The 23089-nt window shown below is 63.5% G+C and carries 25 protein-coding genes; 18 read left to right on the top strand and 7 right to left on the bottom strand.

The window, feature by feature from the left end:
* The first annotated feature begins 49 nt into the window (after positions 1-49).
* From rpoZ to AB6B38_RS04545, 12 genes are all read left to right on the top strand, one after another.
* On the top strand, positions 50-415 hold the full coding sequence (gene rpoZ / locus AB6B38_RS04600; protein WP_371394599.1) for a DNA-directed RNA polymerase subunit omega: 366 nt from the start codon (positions 50-52) through the stop codon (positions 413-415).
* 3 nt (positions 416-418) lie between these two features.
* Positions 419-2638: a bifunctional (p)ppGpp synthetase/guanosine-3',5'-bis(diphosphate) 3'-pyrophosphohydrolase gene (locus AB6B38_RS04595; protein ID WP_371394598.1), complete on the top strand. Its 2220-nt coding sequence runs from the start codon at positions 419-421 to the stop codon at positions 2636-2638.
* Between the two features lie 29 nt (positions 2639-2667).
* Complete coding sequence (gene pyrE, locus AB6B38_RS04590; RefSeq protein ID WP_371395070.1) at positions 2668-3255, top strand: orotate phosphoribosyltransferase; 588 nt, start codon at positions 2668-2670, stop codon at positions 3253-3255.
* A 5-nt stretch (positions 3256-3260) separates the two neighbouring features.
* On the top strand, positions 3261-4007 hold the full coding sequence (locus AB6B38_RS04585) for a pyridoxine 5'-phosphate synthase (protein ID WP_371394597.1): 747 nt from the start codon (positions 3261-3263) through the stop codon (positions 4005-4007).
* The gene (gene acpS / locus AB6B38_RS04580) at positions 4004-4417 is read left to right on the top strand and encodes a holo-ACP synthase (RefSeq protein ID WP_371394596.1); all 414 of its coding nucleotides are present in this window, start codon (positions 4004-4006) and stop codon (positions 4415-4417) included. The genes AB6B38_RS04585 and acpS overlap by 4 nt, the downstream gene beginning before the upstream one ends.
* Positions 4414-5103, top strand: coding sequence for a ribonuclease III (rnc, locus tag AB6B38_RS04575; protein WP_371394595.1), 690 nt, complete (start codon positions 4414-4416; stop codon positions 5101-5103). The genes acpS and rnc overlap by 4 nt, the downstream gene beginning before the upstream one ends.
* The gene (gene era / locus AB6B38_RS04570; protein ID WP_371394594.1) at positions 5093-6040 is read left to right on the top strand and encodes a GTPase Era; all 948 of its coding nucleotides are present in this window, start codon (positions 5093-5095) and stop codon (positions 6038-6040) included. Before rnc ends, era begins: the two co-directional genes overlap by 11 nt.
* Positions 6041-6196: 156 nt before the next feature.
* Positions 6197-6925, top strand: coding sequence for a DNA repair protein RecO (recO, locus tag AB6B38_RS04565; protein WP_371394593.1), 729 nt, complete (start codon positions 6197-6199; stop codon positions 6923-6925).
* A gap of 50 nt (positions 6926-6975) precedes the next feature.
* Positions 6976-9228: a DNA topoisomerase IV subunit A gene (gene parC / locus AB6B38_RS04560; RefSeq protein ID WP_371394592.1), complete on the top strand. Its 2253-nt coding sequence runs from the start codon at positions 6976-6978 to the stop codon at positions 9226-9228.
* 44 nt (positions 9229-9272) lie between these two features.
* Positions 9273-9683, top strand: a complete 411-nt coding sequence (locus AB6B38_RS04555; protein WP_371394591.1) for a hypothetical protein — start codon at positions 9273-9275, stop codon at positions 9681-9683.
* 94 nt (positions 9684-9777) lie between these two features.
* Positions 9778-10326: a LemA family protein gene (locus AB6B38_RS04550; RefSeq protein WP_371394590.1), complete on the top strand. Its 549-nt coding sequence runs from the start codon at positions 9778-9780 to the stop codon at positions 10324-10326.
* Between the two features lie 25 nt (positions 10327-10351).
* A complete protein-coding gene (locus AB6B38_RS04545) occupies positions 10352-11353 on the top strand; it encodes a M48 family metallopeptidase (RefSeq protein ID WP_371394589.1) in 1002 nt (333 codons plus the stop codon).
* A gap of 123 nt (positions 11354-11476) precedes the next feature.
* On the opposite strand, the gene AB6B38_RS04540 is transcribed toward AB6B38_RS04545, so the two are convergent.
* The 6 genes from AB6B38_RS04540 to AB6B38_RS04515 form a co-directional block, all read right to left on the bottom strand.
* The gene (locus AB6B38_RS04540; protein WP_371394588.1) at positions 11477-12580 is read right to left on the bottom strand and encodes an AI-2E family transporter; all 1104 of its coding nucleotides are present in this window, start codon (positions 12578-12580) and stop codon (positions 11477-11479) included.
* On the bottom strand, positions 12573-14147 hold the full coding sequence (locus AB6B38_RS04535) for a TRAP transporter large permease subunit (protein ID WP_371394587.1): 1575 nt from the start codon (positions 14145-14147) through the stop codon (positions 12573-12575). The genes AB6B38_RS04540 and AB6B38_RS04535 overlap by 8 nt, the downstream gene beginning before the upstream one ends.
* Positions 14147-14941: a TRAP transporter small permease subunit gene (locus AB6B38_RS04530; protein WP_371394586.1), complete on the bottom strand. Its 795-nt coding sequence runs from the start codon at positions 14939-14941 to the stop codon at positions 14147-14149. Before AB6B38_RS04530 ends, AB6B38_RS04535 begins: the two co-directional genes overlap by 1 nt.
* Before the next feature lie 3 nt (positions 14942-14944).
* A complete protein-coding gene (locus AB6B38_RS04525) occupies positions 14945-16060 on the bottom strand; it encodes a TRAP transporter substrate-binding protein (protein WP_371394585.1) in 1116 nt (371 codons plus the stop codon).
* 81 nt (positions 16061-16141) lie between these two features.
* Positions 16142-16870 (bottom strand): arginyltransferase, encoded by a 729-nt coding sequence (locus tag AB6B38_RS04520; RefSeq protein WP_371394584.1) that lies wholly within the window; start codon positions 16868-16870, stop codon positions 16142-16144.
* A gap of 110 nt (positions 16871-16980) precedes the next feature.
* Entirely contained in the window at positions 16981-17877 is an 897-nt protein-coding gene (locus AB6B38_RS04515) for a flagellar motor protein MotB (protein WP_371394583.1), read from the bottom strand.
* Between the two features lie 85 nt (positions 17878-17962).
* Between AB6B38_RS04515 and AB6B38_RS04510 the strand changes: the two genes are divergently transcribed.
* The 3 genes from AB6B38_RS04510 to AB6B38_RS04500 are packed head-to-tail and all read left to right on the top strand — an operon-like array spanning position 17963 to position 19945.
* Positions 17963-18433, top strand: a complete 471-nt coding sequence (locus AB6B38_RS04510) for a flavin reductase family protein (RefSeq protein ID WP_371394582.1) — start codon at positions 17963-17965, stop codon at positions 18431-18433.
* 22 nt (positions 18434-18455) lie between these two features.
* Positions 18456-19316 carry an NAD(P)-dependent oxidoreductase gene (locus tag AB6B38_RS04505; protein ID WP_371394581.1) on the top strand — a complete coding sequence of 287 codons (861 nt, stop codon included), beginning with the start codon at positions 18456-18458 and terminating at the stop codon, positions 19314-19316.
* On the top strand, positions 19313-19945 hold the full coding sequence (locus tag AB6B38_RS04500) for a trimeric intracellular cation channel family protein (RefSeq protein ID WP_371394580.1): 633 nt from the start codon (positions 19313-19315) through the stop codon (positions 19943-19945). Before AB6B38_RS04505 ends, AB6B38_RS04500 begins: the two co-directional genes overlap by 4 nt.
* A gap of 8 nt (positions 19946-19953) precedes the next feature.
* Here AB6B38_RS04500 and hemB read toward each other — a convergent pair whose 3' ends face one another.
* Positions 19954-20937 (bottom strand): porphobilinogen synthase, encoded by a 984-nt coding sequence (gene hemB, locus AB6B38_RS04495; RefSeq protein ID WP_371394579.1) that lies wholly within the window; start codon positions 20935-20937, stop codon positions 19954-19956.
* 51 nt (positions 20938-20988) lie between these two features.
* Between hemB and AB6B38_RS04490 the strand changes: the two genes are divergently transcribed.
* The 3 genes from AB6B38_RS04490 to AB6B38_RS04480 all read left to right on the top strand — a co-directional run bounded on the left by AB6B38_RS04490 (position 20989) and on the right by AB6B38_RS04480 (position 23078).
* On the top strand, positions 20989-22125 hold the full coding sequence (locus tag AB6B38_RS04490; RefSeq protein ID WP_371394578.1) for an isobutyryl-CoA dehydrogenase: 1137 nt from the start codon (positions 20989-20991) through the stop codon (positions 22123-22125).
* A 264-nt stretch (positions 22126-22389) separates the two neighbouring features.
* Entirely contained in the window at positions 22390-22665 is a 276-nt protein-coding gene (locus tag AB6B38_RS04485; protein ID WP_371394577.1) for a type II toxin-antitoxin system Phd/YefM family antitoxin, read from the top strand.
* The gene (locus AB6B38_RS04480) at positions 22662-23078 is read left to right on the top strand and encodes a type II toxin-antitoxin system VapC family toxin (RefSeq protein WP_371394576.1); all 417 of its coding nucleotides are present in this window, start codon (positions 22662-22664) and stop codon (positions 23076-23078) included. The genes AB6B38_RS04485 and AB6B38_RS04480 overlap by 4 nt, the downstream gene beginning before the upstream one ends.
* Positions 23079-23089: the final 11 nt, after the last annotated feature.

Genomic DNA, 23089 nt, shown 5'->3' with positions numbered 1-23089 from the left:
TTCGCTATTACCCCCGACCCCCCTGTTTGCATTGGGAGCGTCCACGCTCATGGCTCGCGTTACTGTCGAAGACTGCATCGAAAAAATCCCCAACCGGTTCCGGCTGGTCCTTCTGTCTGCGCACCGCGCCCGCAATATCGCGGCCGGTTCCCAGCTGCAGATTGACCGGGACAACGACAAGAACCCGGTGGTGGCCCTGCGCGAGGTTGCAGAGGAAAAGCTCGATCTCGACGCATTGTCGGAAAGCCTGGTCGCCGGTCTGGAGCGTGTCATTCCCGCCGATGAAGACGAGGAGGATGCGCGCCATGATGCGGCTGAAGCTCCGCGCGCGCTTCCGGCTCCGGAAATGGACGAAGCGGCCATGCTGCGCGCCCTTCAGAGCGATCGGGACGGGCCGGCAGACGGCCGTTTGTAAGCATTGGGCGGGGTAGCGCTCAGCGCGTCCGCCGAAGCGCCGGGAAGTATCCCAAGCGCCGATGATCTCATTGCGCGGGTAAGGGCCTATCATCCCAATGCGGATGCGGACCTTATCCGGCGCGCCTATGAGTATTCGCGCGACAAGCATTCCCACCAGAAACGCCATTCGGGTGAGCCCTATTACGGGCACACGGTGGCAGTTGCGATGCTGCTGGCCGATCTGCATCTTGATGTGGCGACCGTCTGCACGGGCCTTCTTCACGATACAGTTGAAGATACGGATGCAACCCTAGAAGAAATAACAGAATTGTTTGGCGATGATGTCGCCCGGCTTGTTGATGGCGAGACCAAGCTCAGCCAGATGGAGCTGATCAACAAGCGCACCCGCCAAGCCGAAAACTTCCAGAAACTCGTGCTGGCCATCACCGATGATGTCCGCGTGCTGCTGGTGAAGCTGTGCGACCGGCTACACAATATGCGCACGCTGCATTTCATGCCCAAGCCGGAAAAGCGCGAACGCATCGCCCGCGAAACGCTGGAGATTTACGCGCCGCTGGCCCGGCGTATCGGTGTGAACCGGATTTGCGTGGAGCTGGAAGACCTGGCTTTCCGCAACATCAATCCCGATGCGTACGAGTCGATCACCCGCCGGCTGGCCGCGCTGCGCACCACGCGGGCCTCTGCCATTGCCGCCATGTCCTCGCTTCTGTCCCAGCGGCTGGAGGAGGCGGGCATAGACTGCCGCGTGTTCGGGCGCGAGAAGCGGCCCTATTCGATCTGGCGCAAGCTGGAGCGCAAGGGCACCTCGTTTGACAACATCGCCGACATCTATGCCTTCCGCGTGATCGTGAACACGCCGGATGAATGCTACCGGACACTGGGCGTGATCCACCAGAACTGGCGCTCGGTGCCCGAGCGCTTCCACGACTATATCTCCACACCCAAGCCCAATAATTACCGATCGCTGCACACCACGATTGTCGGTCCGCACAATGTGCGCATGGAGCTGCAGATACGCACCGAGGCGATGGAGGCGGTGGCCGAGACCGGCGTGGCCGCACACTGGCGCTACAAGGCCGGGCGATACGGCTATGATCCCAAATCAGCGCGGGAGGCGGGCGGCGATCCGCTCAGCCGGCTGCGCGCCTTTGTCGAGATCCTCGAGCAGGGCGGTGATCCGGACGAGTTCCTGGAGCATGCCAAGCTGGAGATGCTCACAGACCAGGTCTACGCCTTCACACCCAAGGGCGAGCTGATTGCCCTGCCGCAGGGCGCAACGCCGCTGGACTTTGCCTATGCGGTCCACACCGAGCTGGGCGCAGGCGCGGTGGGTGTGCGCATCAACGGGCGCGAGCGTCCGCTGAGAACGCGTCTGCGTAATGGCGATACGGTGGAGATCATCAAGGGCGGGGTGCGCCAGCCGCCCGCCGGGTGGGAAGACCTGGTGGTCACGGGCCGCGCCAAGGCCGCCATCCGCAAGCTGATCCGTGAGACGCAGCTGCAGGAGTTTGAGCGGCTCGGCAAGGTGATTGCCGAACACGCCTTCCAGCGCGAGGGCAAGGCGTTCAAGGAAAATATGCTCAGTGAAGCGCTCGCCCGGCTCGACCTGAAATCCGCGCCGGAGCTCTATCAGGCGCTGGGGCGCGGCCAGATCACCTCAACCCAGCTTTTCGACGCCGTCTTTCCCGGCCAGCGCGAGAAGAACCCGAACGATCCGAGCCAGCGCGAGCTGATCGACGATGAAAAGGGCGCGCTTTACGTGCATGGCAGCGGGCTGACGCCCGGCGTGTCACTGCATTTTGCCGCGTGCTGCTCGCCTCTGCCCGGTGACCGGATTGTCGGCATATTGCGCGAAGGCTCCGGCGTTGAAGTGCACGTCATTGACTGCGAACGCCTGGCCGAGCTGGAAGAGGAAGACCCGGCCTCCGGCGACAACTGGATCGACCTGAAATGGACACCTGAAGCGCGGTCGAATGCCGTTTCGGTGGGCCGGGTGCTGGCGACGGTGCGCAATGAGCCGGGCGTGCTGGCCGAGATTGCGGGCGCGGTTGGCGAGGCACGCGGCAACATCACCAATATCAAGACATTGTCGCGTTCACGCGATTTCTTCGACATGGCGTTCGATATCGAAGTGGTGGACGTGCGCCATTTGTCCAATATCGTCGCTGCACTGAAGACGTGTGACCGGGTAGTCAGTGCCGAGCGCGCCCGCTACGAGTAGCGTCGCGTTTTATCGGGAGGCCGGACATGATGACCGCAGACGAAGTGCTGGACGAGTTCCGCGAGGCGGGTGCCTTGCTGGAGGGCCATTTCATCCTGTCCTCTGGGCTTCGCAGCCCGGTCTTTCTGCAAAAGGCGCTGGTCTTCCGGGAGCCTGCTCGCACCGAGAAGCTGTGCAAAGCCATGGCAGAGGCGGTGCGCGCGAAGGTGCAGGACAATATCACCGCGATCGTCTCGCCGGCGCTGGGCGGGATTATTCCAGGCTATGAAACGGCGCGCCAGCTGGGTCTGCCCTTCCTGTTTGTCGAGCGCGAGGATGGCGAGTTCCGCCTGCGCCGTGGCTTCCAGCTGACGGCGGCCGACCGCGTGCTGGTGGTCGAGGACATCGTGACAACGGGCCTCTCCTCACGCGAGTGCATCTCCGCGATAGAGAAGACCGGCGCGAAAGTGGTGGCTGAATGCTGCCTGGTGGACCGCTCCGGCGGGCGTGCGGATGTCGGCGTGCCGCTGATCGCGCTCGCGACGGTGGCGTTCCCGGCCTATGCCGAGGATGCGCTGCCGCCGGAGCTGGAGCGCATTCCGGCCATCAAGCCCGGCAGCCGGGGGCTGGAGGCGTAAGGCCGATGTTGCGTCTGGGCCTAAATATCGATCACGTCGCGACCATAAGGAACGCCCGGGGCGGCGCGCATCCCGATCCCGTGCGCGCAGCGGCAGTAGCGCAAAGCGCGGGCGCGGACGGCATCACCATCCATCTGCGCGAAGACCGGCGTCATATCCGCGATAGCGATCTGGAGGCTATCCGCTCGGCCACCCGCCTGCCGATCAATCTGGAAATGGCCGCGACCGGCGAGATGGCCGAAATCGCCGAGCGTTTCCGTCCGCATGCCGCCTGCCTGGTGCCGGAAAAGCGCGAGGAACGCACGACCGAGGGCGGGCTGGACGTGGCGGGCCTGCACAACACAATCGCGCCGATTGTGCGCCGCCTGAAAGACGCTGGGTGCCGCGTCTCGCTCTTCATCGAGCCGGACCCGGTACAGATCGCGGTAGCCGAAGTGCTGGGCGCGCCGGTGGTGGAGCTCCACACGGGGCGCTATGCCGAGCTTTGGCTTGATGGCGATGAGGCGGGCGTGGCGCGCGAGCTGGAACGCCTGCAGGAAGCGGCCAGAGAGGCAGCCCGGCGCGGGATCGAGCCGCATGCCGGCCACGGCCTGACGTTCGAAAATGTGAAGCCTGTGGCGGCCATACCGGAGCTGGCCGAGCTGAATATCGGCCATTTCCTGATCGGCGAGGCGATCTTTACCGGGCTGGAAACGGCTGTGAAACGCATGCGCGCTTTGATGGACGAAGCGCGCGCGGAGAAGGTCGCGTGATAATCGGCATCGGCACAGACATCATCGATATCCGCCGCATTGAGCGGTCGATCGAGCGGTTTGGCGACCGGTTCAAGAACAGGGTTTTCAGCGCAGGCGAGCGCGCCAAGGCCGAAAGCCGCCTGCGCGAGGTGGACACTTACGCCAAACGCTTTGCCGCCAAGGAAGCGACCGCCAAGGCGCTGGGCACCGGCATATACCGGGGCGTGATCTGGCGCGATCTGGAAGTCATCAATCTCAAGGGCGGCAAGCCGACGATGAATCTGTCGGGCAAGGCGCTGGAGCGTGCGCGCGCGCTGACCCCCGAAGGCATGGATTTCACCGTCCATCTGACCCTGACCGATGATTATCCCTGGGCGCAGGCATTCGCGATCCTGGAAGCCATCCCGAAGGCGGAGCCGGGGGCATGACGAACCGGCTCAAGCAGCTTGAAGAGGCCATCGGCTACAAATTCACCGATCCCGGCCTGCTGGAAATCGCGCTGACGCATGCGAGCCATGGTGATGGTCGCCGCCGCACCGATTCCAATGAACGCATGGAGTTTCTGGGCGACCGCGTGCTGGGGCTTCTGGTGGCCGAGCAGCTCTACGCCATGTTTGAAGGGCTTAGCGAGGGCGGGCTGGCCCACCGGCTGAATGCGCTGGTCAACAAGGGCGCGTGCGCCCGCGTGGCGCGCTCGCTGGGGCTGGGCGATGCGCTGCTGCTATCGCCGGGCGAAGAACGTCTGGGCGGACGCGAGAAGGAATCCATTCTCGGCGATGCCTGCGAGGCGCTGATCGGCGCTATCTATCTGGATGGAGGTCTCCCGGCCGCGCGCGCCTTTTTCGCCGCCGCGTGGGAGGAGGAGCTGGCCCAGCTGACCCGCCAGACCAAGGATGCGAAATCCTATCTGCAGGAATGGGCCGCCCGCAAAAGCCTGTCAGCGCCGGCCTACAAGCTGGTATCGCGCAAAGGGCCGGATCATCGTCCGCATTTCACGGTGGAAGTGACGATAGACGGGCTGGAACCTGCTATGGGTGAAGGCGCGACCAAACAGGCCGCCCAGCGTGCCGCCGCAGACGCCATGCTCAAACGGGAACACGCCCATGACCAGTAAGGACACCACCCGCGCAGGCTTTGTCGCCGTGATGGGCGCGCCCAATGCGGGCAAATCCAGCCTGGTGAACGCGCTGGTCGGCCAGAAGGTCTCCATCGTCACCCACAAGGTGCAGACTACGCGCTTCCAGATACGCGGCGTGATGATGAAAGACCGCACGCAGGTCGTGCTGGTCGATACGCCCGGCGTGTTCGCGCCGCGCCGCCGCCTCGACCGGGCGATGGTGAAAGCAGCCTGGGCCGGGGCGGATGACGCCGATGCCATCGTCCACGTGGTCGATGCGGCTGCCGCGTCGCGCGTGCTGAAGGGCCGTACAGGCGGGCAGGACGCGCGCGCCGACGAAGATACGCGCCGCGTGATCGAAGGGCTTAAAAACGCCAATCGGACGGCCATTCTGGCGCTCAACAAGATTGATCTCATCAAGCGCGACGAGCTGCTGGCGCTCGCTCAAAGCCTCCATGACACAGGCGCTTATAGCGAGGTCTTCATGGTCTCTGCTAGCAATGGGAGCGGGGTGAAGGATCTCGCCGCGCGCCTGGTCGCGCTGATGCCCGAAGGCGAGTTCTTCTATGATGAGGACCAGATCGCCGATCTGCCCATGCGTCTGCTGGCTGCCGAGATTACGCGCGAAAAACTGTTCCTGCGCGTGCATGACGAGCTGCCCTATGGCCTCACCGTGGAGACCGATAGCTGGCAGGACCGCAAGGACGGCTCGGTGCGTATCGAGCAGACGATCTATGTGGAGCGCGAAGGCCACAAGCCGATGGTCATCGGCAAGGGCGGCCAGACGCTGAAAACCATTGGCGAGCTCGCCCGCAAGGAGCTCTCCGCCGATCTGGAGCGCGAGGTTCACCTCTTCCTGCACGTGAAAGTCCGCCCCGGCTGGAGCGAGGAGCGCGCGCGCTATTCCGCGCTCGGCCTGGAGTTTGATGCGTGAGGAAACTTCCTTATTCGGCCATTGGCTGGCGTTTCACCGGCGAAAGCCGGTGCCCAGACTTTTTCTGGATCCCGGCTTCCGCCGGGAAAACGCTGTTGATGGGTGGGGCTCTGCCAAGAACGATGACGGGCGTAAAAAGCGGCCAAGACTATTGCCATGGAATGGACTGATACAGGCCGCATCATCGCCGTGCGCAATTATGGCGAGACCAGCGCTATTGTGGAGCTGCTGACCCCGGAGCATGGCCGCCATCCCGGTCTGGTGCGTGGCGGGCGCTCCAAGGCCATGCGGCCGGTTCTGCAGCCGGGCAATGCCGTGCGGGCGGTCTGGCGGGCACGCCTCGACGAGCATCTGGGCAATTACGCGCTGGAAGCGGAATCGCTGGACGCCGGCGCGCTGATGGATGACCCGCTGGCGCTATCGGGCCTCAATGCCGCCTGCGCGATGGCGGTGCTGGCCCTGCCAGAGCGTGAGGCGCATCCGGCGGTGCATGGCGCGTTCGAGGTGCTGGTGTCCTCCCTGAACGATCTCGATATCTGGCCCGCGCTCTATATCCGCTGGGAGGCGGGCCTGCTGGCTGATCTGGGCTATGGCATGGATCTGAAAAAGTGCGCTGCGACCGGCCAGACCCATGATCTCAAATATGTAAGCCCGCGCACCGGGCGCGCGGTCTGTGCCGAGGCCGGCGCGGAATATGCTGACCGTCTGCTGGCCCTGCCGGGCTTCATGGCAGGCTCTGGCGAAGTCTCGCCGGGCGATATAGCTGCGGGCCTCAAACTGACCGCTCACTTCATGGAGCGGCGCGTATTGTGGCCCACTGACAAGGTATTTCCCGAAGCGCGCACGCGCATGATCGAGCGGCTGGAATCGGCGGGCAGACTTTAGGCTGAACGCCCTATACTGGCCGCCAGCAGAATCAGTGACAGAGGCAGGGCATGGGACACGAACCGGTTGGTGAGGCAGGACGCATTTTCCCTGAGCGCTTCGAGGATGCGTTGTCCTCGCGCTATCTGGCCTATGCGCTTTCCACCATTACCCAGCGCGCGCTGCCCGATGCCCGTGACGGGTTGAAGCCTGTGCACCGGCGTCTCCTGCACGCCATGCGCCTTCTAAAGCTTGATCCCGATGCCGCGTTCAAGAAGTCAGCGCGCGTGGTCGGCGATGTGATCGGTAAATACCACCCGCATGGCGACCAGTCCGTCTATGACGCGCTGGTGCGCCTGGCGCAGGATTTTGCCGCCCGCTATCCGCTGATTGAGGGGCAGGGCAATTTCGGCAATGTGGACGGCGATAGCGCGGCGGCCATGCGCTATACCGAAGCGCGCCTGACCGAAGCGGCCCGCCTGCTGCTGGCGGATATGGACGAGGACACGGTCGATTTCCGCAAGACCTATGACGGGTCGGAGGAAGAACCGGTCGTGCTGCCGGGCGCGTTCCCGAACCTTCTGGCCAATGGCGCGACGGGTATTGCGGTCGGCATGGCGACGAGCGTCCCGCCTCATAACGCGGCTGAAATCTGCGATGCCGCGCGCCATCTGATCGCCAAGCCTGATGCAGACGTGCGCGCACTGGCAAAATTCGTCAAAGGGCCGGACTTTCCCACCGGCGGCATATGCGTGGAGCCTGCCGCCTCCATCCTTGAAGCCTATGAGACGGGCCGGGGCGGTTTCCGCCTGCGCGCCAAATGGGAGGTGGAAGATCAGGGGCGCGGCACCTGGCGCATCGTCGTCACGGAGATTCCCTATCTGGTGCAGAAGGCGCGGCTGGTGGAACGCATTGCCAGCCTGATGGAAGCGAAAAAGCTGCCGCTGCTCGCCGATGTGATGGATGAAAGCGCGGAGGATGTGCGCCTTGTGCTGGAGCCGCGCGCGCGCACCGTCGATCCGGCCGTGCTGATGGAATCCATGTTCCGTGCGACCGATCTGGAAGTGCGCTTCCCGTTGAACCTCAACGTGCTGGACCCCAAGGGCGCGCCGCGCGTGATGAGCCTGAAAGAGGTCTTGCAGATATGGCTCGACCATCGCCGCGAAGTGGTGGTGCGCCGCGCCACACGCCGTCTGGCGCAGGTGGAAGACCGGCTGGAAGTGCTGGCGGGCTATATCATCTGCTTCCTCAACCTCGATCGGGTGATCGCCATTATCCGCGAGAGCGACGAGCCCAAGCCCGATCTGATGGCGGAATTCCAGCTTTCAGAGCGGCAGGCCGAGGCGATCCTCAATATGCGCCTGCGTAGCTTGCGCAAGCTGGAGGAGATTGAGCTGCGTGCCGAGTCAGATCGTCTGGCCGGCGAACGCAGCGCGCTCAAATCCCTGCTCGCCAGCGACGAGCAGCAATGGGCGAAGGTGGATGGCGAGATCGCTGCCGTGCGCGAGAGCTTCGGCCCGCGCACCGCGATTGGCCGCCGCCGCACCCATTTTGCCGATGCGCCAGCAGATGATCTTGCCGACCGCGTGGAAGAAGCGCTGGTGGTGCGCGAGCCGGTGACGGTCGTGCTGTCCGAGAAGGGCTGGATACGCGCGCTCAAGGGCCATGTGGACGACCTCTCAGGGCTGAAACACAAGGATGGCGACGAGACCGCCTTTGCCGTGCGCTGCGAGACGACCGACAAGCTCCTCCTTTTTGCCACCGATGGCCGGGTGTTCACGCTGGATGCCTCGAAACTGCCCGGCGGGCGCGGCTTTGGCGAGCCGGTCCGCCTGCAGATCGATCTCGATGAAAGTTCAGCCCCGCTGGCGCTCGTGAAGCACGATCCGGCCCGCAAGCTGCTGATCGCGTCGAGTTCCGGCCATGGCTTCGTTGTGCCGGAAGCTGAATTGCCGGCGATCAAGCGCGCAGGCCGCCAGCTTGTGAACCTCGTCGAGGGCGCGGAAGTGATTGTGGTCACCGAAGCAACAGGCGATTCTGCTGCCGTCATTGGCGAGAACCGCAAGCTGCTGGTCTTCCCGCTGGAGGAAGTCCCGGAAATGACGCGCGGCAAGGGCGTTCGCCTGCTCGGCGGCAAGGGCGGGGAGGTCAGCGATGTTGCGGTGTTTGCCGCTGAAGAGGGCCTGACCTGGACCGACGGGGCAGGGCGCAAGCACCCGGTGGAAGACTGGAAGCTCTTCCTTGGCAAGCGCGCGCAGGCCGGACGCCTCGCACCGAAGGGCTTTTCGCGCGCCGGGCGCTTCGCGCCGAGAGGGCAGGTTTAGGGGTGGCTGGCCTTGCCGGGACGCTAACTGCACTGGCGGACGCCATGAAAGCCTGCCGCGATCCATGGGCGATTTATGGCGGCGCCGGACTCTATCTCTACGGCATCGAAGACGGGCCGCTGGCTGACATTGATGTGCTGGTATCCGACCGGGATGCATTAGCGCTTCTGGAGCGCGCCGATGTCACGCGAAAACTGTCCGAGTCATCTCAACTGTTCCGCTCCCGTCAGTTCCTTAACGCCAGCTTTGGCGAAGTGCCGGTCGAGATCATGGCCGGGCTGGAAGTATGCCGTGAGGGTAAGTGGTGGCCGGTGGAGGTGCATGAAAGCATCAGCCTCGGCACGGGTGCCATGCCCGTCCAGGTCGCCAGCCGCAGCGAGCTGATACGTCTGTTCAGACTAATGGGACGTGAGAAGGACTTGTACCGCGCCAGTCTTCTGGAAACCACCACTTAAGCCACCAGCGCCCAACAGGCTTGGCGTGCCGGGCGGTTGGGTTTAATTATCAAAGGCTCAAGCCCTGCCACCTCCTCACGGGAAGGATAATTCCATGGAATTTGTCATCATCCTCGTCATCCTTGCCGTTATCGGCCTGGCCATCATCCTCATCTACAACCGCCTTGTGGCGCTGCGTCAGACGACGAACCAGGCTTGGGGCGATATCGATGTGCAGATGAAGCAGCGCTATGATCTCGTGCCGAACCTGGTCGAGACCGTGAAGGGCTATGCCACCCACGAGAAAGAGACGCTGGAAAACGTCATCAAGGCGCGCCAGCAGGCGATTGATGCGACCGGCATGAAGGATCTCGCCGCTGCCGAGAACATGCTGACCGGGGCTCTGCGCCAGCTCTTTGCGCTGTCTGAAGCCTATCCGGACCTGAAGGCCAACCAGAACTTCCTGTCGCTGCAACGCGAGCTGGCCGATCTGGAAAACAAGATCGCCGCCGCCCGCCGCTTCTTCAACAACGCGGTGTCCGAATACAACACGGCCATCGAGCAGTTTCCGGCAGTGGTGCTGGCCGGCCCGTTCGGCTTCAAGTCGCGCGAGTTCTTCGAGATTGCCGCGTCGGAGCGTGCTGCACCGTCGGTGAAGTTCTAGGAACAGGCGCGCGCGGAGGCCAGTCATGCTCGCAGCGACCGGCCTTCGCAGCCATATCTGGAACAATAATCTCAAATCCATCCTGCTGCTGGCAGGGTTTCCTGTCCTGATCCTGGGCCTGGTCTATGCCGGGACTGTGCTGGTCATTGGCTATTCAGCCTATGAGCCCGATTTCGGCGCTGCCTTCGCTGAGGCTGCCTACGCCATGCCCATGGTGACGCCGTTCGTGCTGATCGGCGTGGTGATCTGGTTTGGCATTGCCTGGCTCTTCCATCAGAAAATCATTGATGCGAGCACCGGCGCGAAGAAGGTTTCGCGCAATGATGAGCCGGAGCTCTACAATCTGCTGGAAAATCTGTGCATTTCGCGCGGGCTGACCATGCCCGCCCTGCGGATCATCGAAACACCCGCGCTCAATGCCTATGCGTCCGGCCTCACCGAGAAGCAGGCGGCTGTGACCGTCACACGCGGCCTGATGGAAAAGCTCAATCGCGATGAGCTGGAAGCGGTGCTGGCCCACGAGCTGACCCACATCATCAACCGCGATGTGCGCCTGCTGGTTATCTCCATCATCTTTGTTGGCATCATCTCCTTCACCGTGGAGATCATGGTGCGCGGCATGCTGCATGGTGCGATTGGCCGGGCTGGCGGTGGCAGGCGCGGATCGGGCGGCAATGCGGGCGTGTTCATCCTTGTCGCGCTGGCCATGGCGGCGCTGGCCTGGGTGCTGGCGATAGCCATCCGCTTCACCCTGTCACGCAAGCGCGAATACATGGCCGATGCGGGCGCGGTGGAGCTGACCAAGAATCCTGACGCGATGATCTCCGCGCTGATGAAGGTGTCCGGCAATCCGGATGTGGAGGGCGCGCCTGCCGAGGTGCGCCAGATGTTCCTGCATGACCGCTCTAGCGGGTTTGCGGGGCTGTTTGCCACTCACCCGCCGATGGACAAGCGCATCGCCGCGCTGGAGCGCTATGCGGGCGGCAACCGGCCACCGCCGCGCGCCGGGGCCGTGCCTGCGGTCTAGGGTTTCGCCCTCGCGCTTCGAGACGCGGCTTTCAGCCGCTCCTCAGCATGAGGGCGACGGATGTTTTCCCTCATCCTGAGGGCGAGCGCAGCGAAGCGTCTCGAAGGACGAGGGGAAACTTCTCTACCTCACGCCCAGCAAGGGGGCGTAGGCGCGCGCATAGACGTGCCAGACCGCGCTGAAGAGGGCGGCAATCATCGGGCCGATAATGATGCCCATGGCGCCGAACAGGGTCAGGCCGCCGAGGGTGGAGATGAGGACCATGAGATCGCTCATCTTTGCGTCCCTGCCGACCAGGCGCGGGCGCAGGAAATTGTCGATATTCATAATCACGACAAAGCCGAACACGCCGAGTGCTATGCCGGCGGCCATTTCGCCCTGATAGATCAGCCAGGCGGCGGCAGGTCCCCAGACCAGCGGCGTGCCAATGCCCGGAATGACCGATAGCAGCCCCGCCAGCGCGCCCCAGAAAGGCGCACCGGGTACGCCTGCTATGGCGAGCGCCAGCCCTGTGACGGTGCCTTGCACAAGCCCGATGACAAGCGTGCCCTTGATGGTGGCGCGGATGGTCGAAACGGCGCGCCCTGCCAGCAATAGGCGGTCGCGCGGGCGCAGGGGCAGGAGTTTGAGTGTCGTTGCCGTCATGGCGCGCCCATGCACCAGGAAATAGTAGAGTGCGTAGAGAAAGACGATCAGGTTCAGGAAAACCATCAGCGTCGAGCCGGCCGCCGATGTCATCGCATTGATGAAGATGCGGCCCGCGGTGGAGGCGAAGCTGCCGATCTGGCTGGCGATCTCGCCCTGATAGCGGATCACTTCCTCGCGCCAGGGCACCCATTCGGGTACGCCGCCACCGGCCTCGCGCCAGGCGGCTACCTGTTCCTGCACGAAGGGGGTGAGGGCTTCGCCCACCTGCATCGCTTCGCGCACGACAATCACGACCAGAATGCCAAGCGGTACCATGCCTATCAGAACAACAGACACCATCAGCAGGCTTGCTGATAAACGCGTCCGGCCGCCCAGCTTGCCGGTCATGGCGTTCTGGACCGGGGTCAGCATCAGGGCCAGCACTGCCGCCAGGAACACCGCGCTCAGATAGTCCTTCACCATCCAGACCAGCAGCACGGTCAATGCCAGCGCGATGACGACGATCACGCCGCGTTGCAGGGCCGCGCGTTCGGCGGGTGTGGGGGTGTGCGGATCGTTGGCGGGTGTCTGACTAGCCATAGAGCATTCTGGGCAGGGCGGTCGCGAGCCAGGGCAGGGCCGCCACCAGCGCGATTGCGAAAAGCTGGATGATAACGAAGGGTATGGCCCCGCGATAGATGGCGCTGGTCGGCAGGGAAGGCGGGGCAACCCCGCGCAGGTAAAACAGCGCAAATCCGAAAGGCGGGGTGAGGAAGCTGGTCTGCAGGTTCAACGCCATCAATACGCCCAGCCAGATCGGGTCCACCCCCATCAGGAACAGGATGGGCGCAACGATCGGCACGACCACGAAGGTGATCTCGATAAAGTCGAGGAAGAAGCCCAGCACGAACATGATGAGCATTACCACCAGCACCGCGCCAAACACCCCGCCTGGCACCGCCTCCAGCATGGCGCGCACGCTGCCATCGCCGCCCAGCTCGCGGAATACCAGCGCAAACAGGGAAGCACCGATCAGGATCACGAACACCATGGAGGAGATGCGCGCGGTCTGCGTCATCACCTCGTCCAACACCCCGGTGCGGAACAGGCGGATGATCGCGCCGGCGGTGCCGATTGCTGCCAGTGCGCCGAGCGCCAGCGCAAAGAGGCGCGTTGACCCGTCTGTTCCGGCACGCAGATTTAACAGGACGGCGGCAGCGATCAGCGCCAGCAGGCTGATCGCGCCTATCGCTACCAGCCATCGTCCTGATCGCGGATTGGTGCTGGCACCGGCATTGCGGAAACCCGCCAGCAGGGTCGCGCCGAGTGCGCCAACACCGGCGGCTTCGGTTGGCGTGGCAAGGCCGGAGAGTATGGAGCCGAGGACGGCGATGATCAGGCCAAGCGGCGGCACCAGTGCGCGCACGATCTTGAAGATGTCCGCGTTCAGCTCCTCCTTGGGGATGGCAGGCGAGGCGGCAGGGCGGGTAATCGCGATGACGATCTGGTAGATGATATAGGCGCTGACCAGCAGCAGGCCGGGTACCAGTGCGCCTGCAAACAGATCGCCCACGGTCAGGATGTCCGGCGAAAAAATGCCCTGTTCACGCTGCGCGCGCGCATAGGCGGAGCCGAGCTGGTCGCCGAGCAGGATCAGCACGATGGACGGCGGAATGATCTGGCCCAGCGTGCCGGACGCGGCGATGGAGCCGCTGGCCAGGGCCGGGTCATAGCCGCGCCGGAGCATGGTCGGCAGGGACAGAAGCCCCATCGTGACGACCGTGGCGCCTACGATGCCGGTGGATGCTGCCAGCAATGCGCCGACGATTACCACCGAGATGCCCAGCCCGCCGCGCAGCGAGCCGAAGAGCGCGCCCATGGCTTCGAGCAATTCCTCGGCAACGCGCGACTTTTCCAGCATCACGCCCATGAACACAAAGAGCGGCACGGCCACGAGGATGGACTTGTCCATCTCCATGATGTTGCCATAGATGCGCTGGGGGAATGCGCGCAAGTGCAGCGGATCAAACGCGTCCAGCGCCAGCCCGATCAGCGCAAAGAGGATGGCGACACCGGCGAGCGTGAAGGCCACCGGGAAGCCGCGCAGCAGCGCCACGACGGCCGTTATGAACATCAGGAAGGGCAGGGCGGTGAACAGAATATCCATCACAGCGCTGCCTTCGGCACGTCCTCGCGCTGGCCCTCCTCCGGAGTGTCCTTGCCGCCGAGCGTCAGCGCTGCTCTGGCCGCCATCGAGACCCCTTGCGCGATCATCATCACCGCGAAGACCGGGATGGCGGTTTTCAATGCAAAGACAAGCGGCAGGCCGTCGCTCTCGCGCGAGCGCTCCATGACCCGCCACGCGCCGCCCACATAGGAGCGTGACGTGTCCAGGATCAGCCAGCACATCGGGATCAGGGCCAGATAGACGCCGGCGATATCGGTCCACGCCTTCGCCCTGGCAGAGAGGCGCGAGTAGAAAATATCGACGCGGACATGCCCGCCTGCGAGCAGCGTCACTGCGCTCGACAGCAGGAAGAGCAGGGCATGAAAATAGATCATGCTTTCCTGCAACTTTGTGATCGAAACACCGAAAACATAACGCTGAATGACAACAAGACTGGTCACAAGCACCAGCGCCAGCGCAAACCAGCGCGCCGCGTCGCCAATGGCCCGGTTCACGGCGTCAATAACGCGGCTGATATAGACCAGTGCCACCGTCATCAGGGCGGGCGGAGCGGCGATTATGGTCCACACAGCCGCAAGAACTGGCAGGGCCAGGACCGGCGTCAGTGCCCAGCCCGCCCAGTCCAGAGCAGTGTCCAGATACTGCCCGCGCAGGACGATCCCGGATGCGAACCAGCCCTGCACCGCGCCCGGGCTGATCTGCTCGGCACCGATCAGCGCCAGTGTCAGCACAATGAGCGCGATGAGCAGCCAGTCTCCCGCCTTCATGGTCATGGTCTAGCCGCCGAGCACGAGTTCGCGCATCTGCAGATAGGGCGTCTCGGATACGTTGGCCCATTCGCGCGAACGCCGCCGCGACTGGACATAGCTGTTATAGACGCGCCGGGACATGGCGTCGGCATTGGCCGCGTTGGCGACAACCTCTTCACTGACCCGGCCGACCTCGCGCCATATCTCGTCGGAGAAATTGCGAAGCTGGACGCCGTGATCCTCGATAAGGGTTTGCAGTGCGATACCATTGTGATGCGTAAACTCGGCAATCGACTGGTTGTTGGCCGCGCGGCAGGCGGCGCGCACAATGGCCTGATGCTGGGCCGGCAGGCTCTCCCAGACGCCCAGATTGACACCGATGGCGAGCGCGGAACCCGGCTCGTGGAAGCCGGGGCCGTAATAATAGGGCGCCTCGCGATAGAAGCCGAAGGCCAGATCGTTCCACGGGCCGACCCATTCGGTGGCGTCAATCGCACCGGACTGGAGGGCCTGATAGATTTCACCGCCGGAGAGCGCGACCGCTGCGCCGCCGAGCGCCCGGATCACATCGCCGCCTAGGCCGGGCATGCGCACGCGCAGGCCCCTGAAATCCGACAGCGCGTTGATCTCGCGCTTGAACCATCCGCCCATCTGGTGGCCGGTATTGCCAGCCTGGAAGGGCTTGATGTTGAACTGGGCCGACAGCTCGTCCCACAATTCCTGACCGCCACCAAACTCCACCCACGCCATGATCTCGGTAGCCGTCAGACCCATCGGTACAGCGCAGTAGAAATTATAGGCGGGAGAGCGGCCCTGCCAGTAATACTCGGCGGCGTGATACATGTCGGCAACGCCGTTGGAGACAGCGTCGAAAACCTCGAATGCGCCGACTATCTCGCCCGCGCCATAGACCTGCACTTCCAGCTCGCCGCCGGACATTTCACCGATCAGGCGCGCGGTCGTGTCCGCAGCGGTGCCAAGCCCTGGAAAATTGGCAGGCCAGGTGGTGACCATGCGCAGACGGCGGGTGCGCCGCCGGTTTACAGCCGGAGCGGCCACATCCCCCGGTGTTTCCTGTGAACAGGCGGTTGCGGCTGCGGCGGTCGCGATGGTGGCACCGCTCAGGAATGTCCTGCGATCCATGATTATCTCCCCGAATGCGCCTGTCTGGCGCGATGGCCCGATTCACGGACGGGCCTTTGCCCTTCCATAGCAGGGTTTAACCTACCCGCCAGCCTCTAACCGCCGCCAGCCTGCAGGTTCAAGGACTTCCAGCGGGGAATAGCGCGCCTTGTAGTCCATCTTGGCGCTGCCCTTGACCCAGTAGCCCAGATAGACGTGCGCCAGGCTGGCCATTCTGGCGCGCCGGACATGATCGAGAATCATGAATTTGCCGGGGCTGAGACCGGCCCGGTCGGGGTCAAAAAAGCTGTAGATCAGTGATAGCCCGTCGGGCAATTCATCAACCAGGGCAGCGGCGGCGAGATGGCCGGAGGCATCGCGGTATTCGGTGATGTGCGTGCGCTGCATGCCATCTTCGACCATGCCGACATAGTCGAGGAAGTGCATACCCGCCATGTCACCATCGCCGTGACGCGATTCCAGATAGCGGCTCATCAGGGCAAATTGCTCGGTAGTGGCATCAGCCGGGCGGATATCGGCCCTGAGATCGTCATTGCGCTTCAGGATACGCCGCTGGGACCGTGAAAAGCTGAAGTCGGCAACGGGTATGCGCACCGACTTGCAGGCCGAGCAGCGCTCACAGGCCGGCCGGTAGAGAATGGATTGCGAGCGGCGGAAACCGGCATGGGTCAGCGCATCATTGAGGCCGGGGCCATCAGACGGGTCCACACGCGTGAACACCTTGCGCTCCAGCTGCCCTGGCAGATAGGGACAGGGCGTTGGCGCCGTCAGGAAAAACGGCAACTGGCGCGTGGTGAACGGGTGCGTCACGGCAATTCTGATCCCTCAATACCGGCGGCGAATCCGCGTCAGGATTGAAATCAGTGTAGCCTCAGCGCAGTTCCACCGGAACAGCCAGTTTTCACACAAGGCGCGGGAGCCTACAGCGCGCCGCCGGGCGGCAGGACGGGCGCTTCGCGCAGCAGCACGATCGACAGGCGGCGATTGCCGGCCATGTAGGGATCGTCGGGGAAGAGAGGCTCGGCAGAGCCCTTGCCGCGCACATCGGAAACCCGGTCATCGGAAATGCCGCGCTCCTGCAATACGCGTAGCGCAGAATTGGCGCGGGCAGACGACAACTCCCAGTTCGACGGCGCACTGGCCGGAACCGGGGAGGCGTCGGTGTGACCGGAGATCGTGATGCGGTTGGGCAGGCGATCCACCACATCGGCAACCGCGCGCAAGAGCACGATGGCGCGCTCATTGGGCCGGGTTGCGCCCGCATTGAACATCGGGCGGCCTTCTTCGTCGATCAGCTGAATACGCAGCCCTTCGGGTGTCTGATCGATAATCAGGTGACGCGACAACTCGGCCAGCTCCGGCATTTCTTCCAGCGCCTGACGCAGTGACATTTCGGCGCTTTCAAACTCGGCCTGCTCGCGGCGTGCCAGAGCGCTGGTCAGCGCGTCCTGCGCGACGTCGCGCGGGCTGCCCCGGCCATCATCGGGCGTATCGTCCGATCCCGAACCGGGGGCATGGGAGGTTGGATTGCGCTCCAGAAACGCCATATCCGGGCTGGAGATGCCCTGATCGCCGCGCGGCGGCATCAGCCGCAAGGGCGCAGACCCGGAATTATCCGTGCTGACGGTAGAGGGGGAGAAGTAGTCGGCCACGCCGCGCAGCTGCTCCTGATCGACCGAATTAATCAGCCACATCAGCAGGAAAAAGGCCATCATCGCGGTGACGAAATCGGCATATGCCACTTTCCACGCGCCGCCATGATGACCATGTGCGGCTTTCCTGATTTTTTTGATGATGATCGGTCGACCGGCAGTCATCTCACACCCGCATTTCTTGTTGTTCTATCGTCAAGCTATACGAACAGGGTTAAGGGCGGGTTGAAGGCCCGGACGGAGGCAAATTTTGGAAACTGCGCGCACCTTTCGCGACGCTCTTGGCTGTTACCCTACCGGCGTGGCTCTGGTCACGGTGCTGGAGGAGGGGCGCGCCCGCGCTCTCACCATCAATTCCTTTGCGTCCGTTTCGCTGGAGCCGCCCCTGGTGCTGTGGTCGCTGGACCGGGCCAGCCTGCGCTATGACCAGTTCGCTTCTGCGCCGCGCTTTGCCATCAATGTGCTGGGGGCGGATCAGGAAGCGCTGGCGCTGGCCTGCGCGCGCGACGATGATCTGGGACGGGCAGGCGGGCAGTGGACCGAGGGCACAACCGGCGTGCCGCTGGTAAGAGACGCCATTGCCCGGTTCGAATGCACGCTGGACGCCGTGCACGAGGGCGGCGACCACATCATCATAGTCGGGCGGGTAGCGGCCTTTGACCGGCCACGCACTGCCCCGGCGCTGGTATTCCACCGTTCGGTATTTGCAGCGGCGCACTGAAGCGCTTCAGGAGAGACTATCCATGACGATTGCTGCCTTCCTGGGACTGGGCGTAATGGGCTTTCCGATGGCCGGACATCTCAAGGCTGCGGGCCATGAGGTGCGGGTCTGGAACCGTACCGGCGCCAAGGCGAAGGCGTGGGCGGACCAGCATGCAGGCGTTGCAGCCAGCACGCCTGAAGAGGCCGCCAGCGGCGCCGATATCGTTTTCATGTGCCTTGGCGATGATCCTGATGTACGCGCCGTCGCCCTTCCGTTGCTCGAACACATGAAGCCGGGCTCGGTGCTCGTGGACCACACGACCGCCTCCGCCAAGCTGGCGCGCGAACTCCATGAGGCGGCCAGCGCAAGGGGTATCGGTTTTGTCGATGCGCCGGTGTCAGGCGGGCAGGCGGGGGCGGAGAACGGCCAGCTTTCCATCATGTGCGGGGGCGACAAGGACACATTCGCCAAGGCTGAACCCGTCATGCAGTCTTATGCCAAGGCCATCGTGCATGCGGGCCCCGCCGGTGCAGGTCAGCTGACCAAGATGGTCAACCAGATCTGCATTGCGGGGCTGGTGCAGGGGCTGTCTGAAGGTATTCACTTCGCACAAGCCGCCGGGCTGGATGTGGAAACTGTCATCAGCGCGGTCTCAAAGGGCGCGGCACAGAGCTGGCAGATGGAAAACCGCTGGCAGACCATGGATCAGGGCAAGTTCGATTTCGGCTTTGCTGTCGAATGGATGCGCAAGGATCTGCGTATCGCGCTTGAAGAGGCGCGCGCCAATGGCGCCAAATTGCCCGTAACCGCGCTGGTCGACCAGTTCTACGCCGAAGTGGAAGCCATGGGCGGCAAGCGCTGGGATACGTCCAGCGTCATCGCCCGGCTGAACCGCGAATGAGCGTCGAGCTTCTCTTTTCCATTCTCGATCATGCCGGCGTGTTCCTGTTCGCCGTTTCGGGCGGCATCATTGCCGCGCGCAACCGGCTGGATCCGTTCGGGGCGGCGATCCTTGGCGCCGTGACGGGTATGGGCGGCGGCACGCTGCGTGACATGATCCTGGGCAGCCTGCCTGTCTATTGGGTCAATGCGCCGGAATATCTCGCCCTGGCGCTGATCGGCGGTGTGGCGGGTTATTATGCCTCGGCGCTGGTCACGTCCGGCAAGGGTATCCGGCTGAAAGCTCTGGTCTGGGCCGATGCGGCGGGCCTTAGCGTCTTTTGCGTTATCGGCGCGCAGGCCGGTCTTGCCGCCGGGGCGCACTGGTCCATCGCCGCGCTGACCGGCGTGATGAGCGCGGCGTTTGGCGGACTGTTGCGAGACATCATCGTCAACGAGGTGCCGCTCATCCTGCGCGCCGAAATCTATGCGCTCGCCGCATTGGCGGGGGCTTCGGCCTATATCATCGCGGTGCAGATGGGCGTGATGACGAGTGTCGCCGCGCTCGGAGCCGCTGCGCTCGCTTTCGTCATACGGGGCGCGGCCATCCTCTTTGGCTGGTCCCTGCCGCCGATCGGGAAGATTGATTAGGAGGGGCTCTACTCCCCCAGAATCTCCGCAGCCGTGGGCGCGAAATAGGTGAGGATGCCGTCCGCGCCCGAGCGCTTGAAGCAGGTAAGGGTCTCCATCATCACCCGTTCGCCATCAATCCAGCCGTTTTGCGCCGCCGCCATGATCATCGCGTACTCGCCGGAAACCTGGAAGGCATAGGTCGGCACGCCGAACGCTTCCTTCACACGGGTGACGATATCGAGATAGGGAAGGCCCGGCTTGACCATCACCATGTCGGCGCCTTCCTCGATATCCATGGCCACCTCGCGCAGCGCCTCATCGGTGTTGGCCGGGTCCATCTGATAGGTCTTCTTGTCGCCCTGCAGTGCCGCCGAGCCGATGGCGGAGCGGTAGGGCCCGTAGAAGCCTGATGCGTATTTCGCGGCATAGGAGAGGATCAGCGTATCGGTATGGCCGGCCTCCTCCAGCGCGTTACGGATCGCGCCGATGCGGCCATCCATCATGTCGGACGGGGCCAGCACATCGCAGCCTGCCTCAACCTGGGCAAGGCTCTGCGCGATGAGGAGGTCGACGGTCGCATCATTGAGGATCACGCCGCCTTCCATCACGCCGTCATGGCCATGATCGGTGAAGGGATCGAGCGCGACATCGCAGATGATCCCAACCTCCGGCGCGGCGTCCTTCATGGCTTTCACCGCCCGCATGACGAGGCCATCAGGATTTAGCGCTTCGGTACCGGAATTATCCTTCAGCGATGGATCGATATGCGGGAAGACGGCAATGGCGGGGATGCCGAGATCGCGTGCGCGCTTTGCGGCCTTGGCGGCTTCGGCAACGCTCATGCGCACCGTGCCGGGCATGGCCTCGACCGGCTCGATAGGGTCGGCGCTGTCTGATACGACAATGGTCCAGATAAGATCGTGCGGGGTCAGATGGGTCTCGCGAACCAGATCGCGTATCCAGGGCTGGCTGCGCGTGCGGCGCAGGCGGGTATTGGGAAACAGGGCCATATCGTCTATCTCGCGTGCCAAAGACCATTAGAGCTTGTCAGGAGGTTTGCCGTGAATTTCGAGCTGACGGAAGAGCAGGCGCTGATTCAGGACGCCGCACGCAAATTCTCTGATGACCGTTTAAAGCCCAATGCCGCGCGCTGGGACGAGGAAAAGCATTTCCCGGTCGATGTCCTGAAAGAAGCCGCTGAAATGGGCTTTGCCGGCATTTACACGCGCGACGATGTGGGTGGCTCTGGCATGAGCCGCCTCGATGCCGCGCTGATCTTTGAACAACTCTCGCGCGGATGCGTCTCCACGGCTGCCTTCATCTCCATTCACAACATGGTCAGCTGGATGATCGATAGCTGGGGCAGCGAAGAGCAGCGCCAGCGCTGGCTGCCGCGCCTGACGGCCATGGACATTATCGGCTCCTACTGCCTGACCGAGCCCGGAGCGGGTTCGGACGCCGCCAGCCTGCGCACCAAGGCTGTGCGCGATGGCGACCATTATGTGCTTAACGGCGCGAAAGCCTTCATCTCCGGCGGCGGGGTGTCGGACCTTTATGTCGTCATGTGCCGCACGGGCGAGGACGGGCCAAAGGGGATTTCCACAATCGTGGTGGAGAAGGGTACGCCGGGGCTCTCGTTCGGCGCCAACGAGAAGAAGATGGGCTGGAACTCGCAGCCCACAGCCGTCGTCACGTTCGAGGACTGCCGCGTGCCGGTGGAAAACCGCCTGGCAGAAGAGGGCATGGGCTTTACCCTCGCCATGAAGGGCCTCAATGGCGGGCGCATCAATATCGGCGCGTGCTCGCTCGGCGGTGCGTCAGAAGCCTTCGATCTGGCCGTGGCCTACACCAGAGAGCGCAAGCAGTTCGGCAAGCCGATCTCCGCGTTTCAGGCTAATGAATTCAAGCTGGCCGATATGGCCACCGAGCTGGAAGCCTCGCGCCTCATGCTCTACCGCGCGGCCGCAGCGCTGGACGCAAACGATCCGTCCGCGCCGAAATACTGCGCGATGGCGAAGCGGTTCGCGACCGATCTTGGCTTCAAAATCGCCAATGACGCCCTGCAGCTGCATGGTGGCTATGGCTATCTGAAGGACTACCCAATCGAGCGGATCGTGCGCGATTTGCGTGTCCACCAGATCCTTGAAGGCACTAACGAGATCATGCGCGTCATCATCGCGAAGGATGTGCTCAGGTAGGGTTTCATCTTCGTCGTTCCCGCGCAGGCGGGAACCCAGAGCTGACGACAACTGCCTTCGCTCCATGATCTATGGACCCCCACCTTCGTGGGGGTGACGAGGTTGGAGCTTCTGGGCTTCCGCGCACCTGCCGCGATCGAGAAATGGGCTGGGCTAATTTGCGCCGGGAAGCGATGAAGAGCGGCATTGCCAGCCCACAATGGATTCTGACCAGAATTTGCGCTATTATGGTCAGACTTCTGGTCAGAATTGACGGGTGCCACGATGAAATATGTCGGCGTGCTTGAGGCGAAAACCCATCTCTCCCGCCTGCTCGATGAGCTGGAGAAGACCGGCGAGCCCATCACCATTACCCGCCACGGCAAGCCGCTGGCGACGGTTCTGCGCTCGCCCGGCGCCGTCCGGCCGGAACCGTCCCGGCGGCGGCTCTCGCAGGCGGAACTGAAAAAGGTTTTTGGCAAGCTGCACGAGACCCAGCCAACTGATCCGGAGCTGGATGCGGTGAGCTGGGAAGAGCTTAAAGAGCTTGGCCGCTCGTGAATGACGAACTGATCGTGCTCGACGCTTCGGCGGCGATTGCCTTTGTGATCCCGTCACATGCGACCACCCGCACCGCTGCTCTCTTCGACAGGCTGGATGCATACACGTTGACCGCGCCCTACATTTTCGCGTGGGAAACGACCAATGTCCTCATGCGCTACGCGCAGCGCTCCGGCCGCAGTCTGGAGGCGGACCTGCGCGCGATCGACGCGCTCGAGATATTTCTGCAGGAGGCGCCCGCAGTTGAACAGGTTCAGGCATCGGTAACGCCTGCCTTCGATGCAAACCTCTCCCTGTTCGACTATGCCTACCTGTCGCTGGCGGTGACGCTGGACGCGGCCCTTGCCAGCCGGGATGCCGGGCTGTTAGCAGCCTGCGAGGCGCTTGGCGCGCCCTTCATCGACCTCCGCTAGACGCATATAAG

The organism is Glycocaulis abyssi (assembly GCF_041429775.1).
Lineage (GTDB): Bacteria > Pseudomonadota > Alphaproteobacteria > Caulobacterales > Maricaulaceae > Glycocaulis > Glycocaulis abyssi.
Note: the sequence above shows the minus strand (reverse complement) of the source record. Positions and strands in the feature narration are given on the sequence as shown.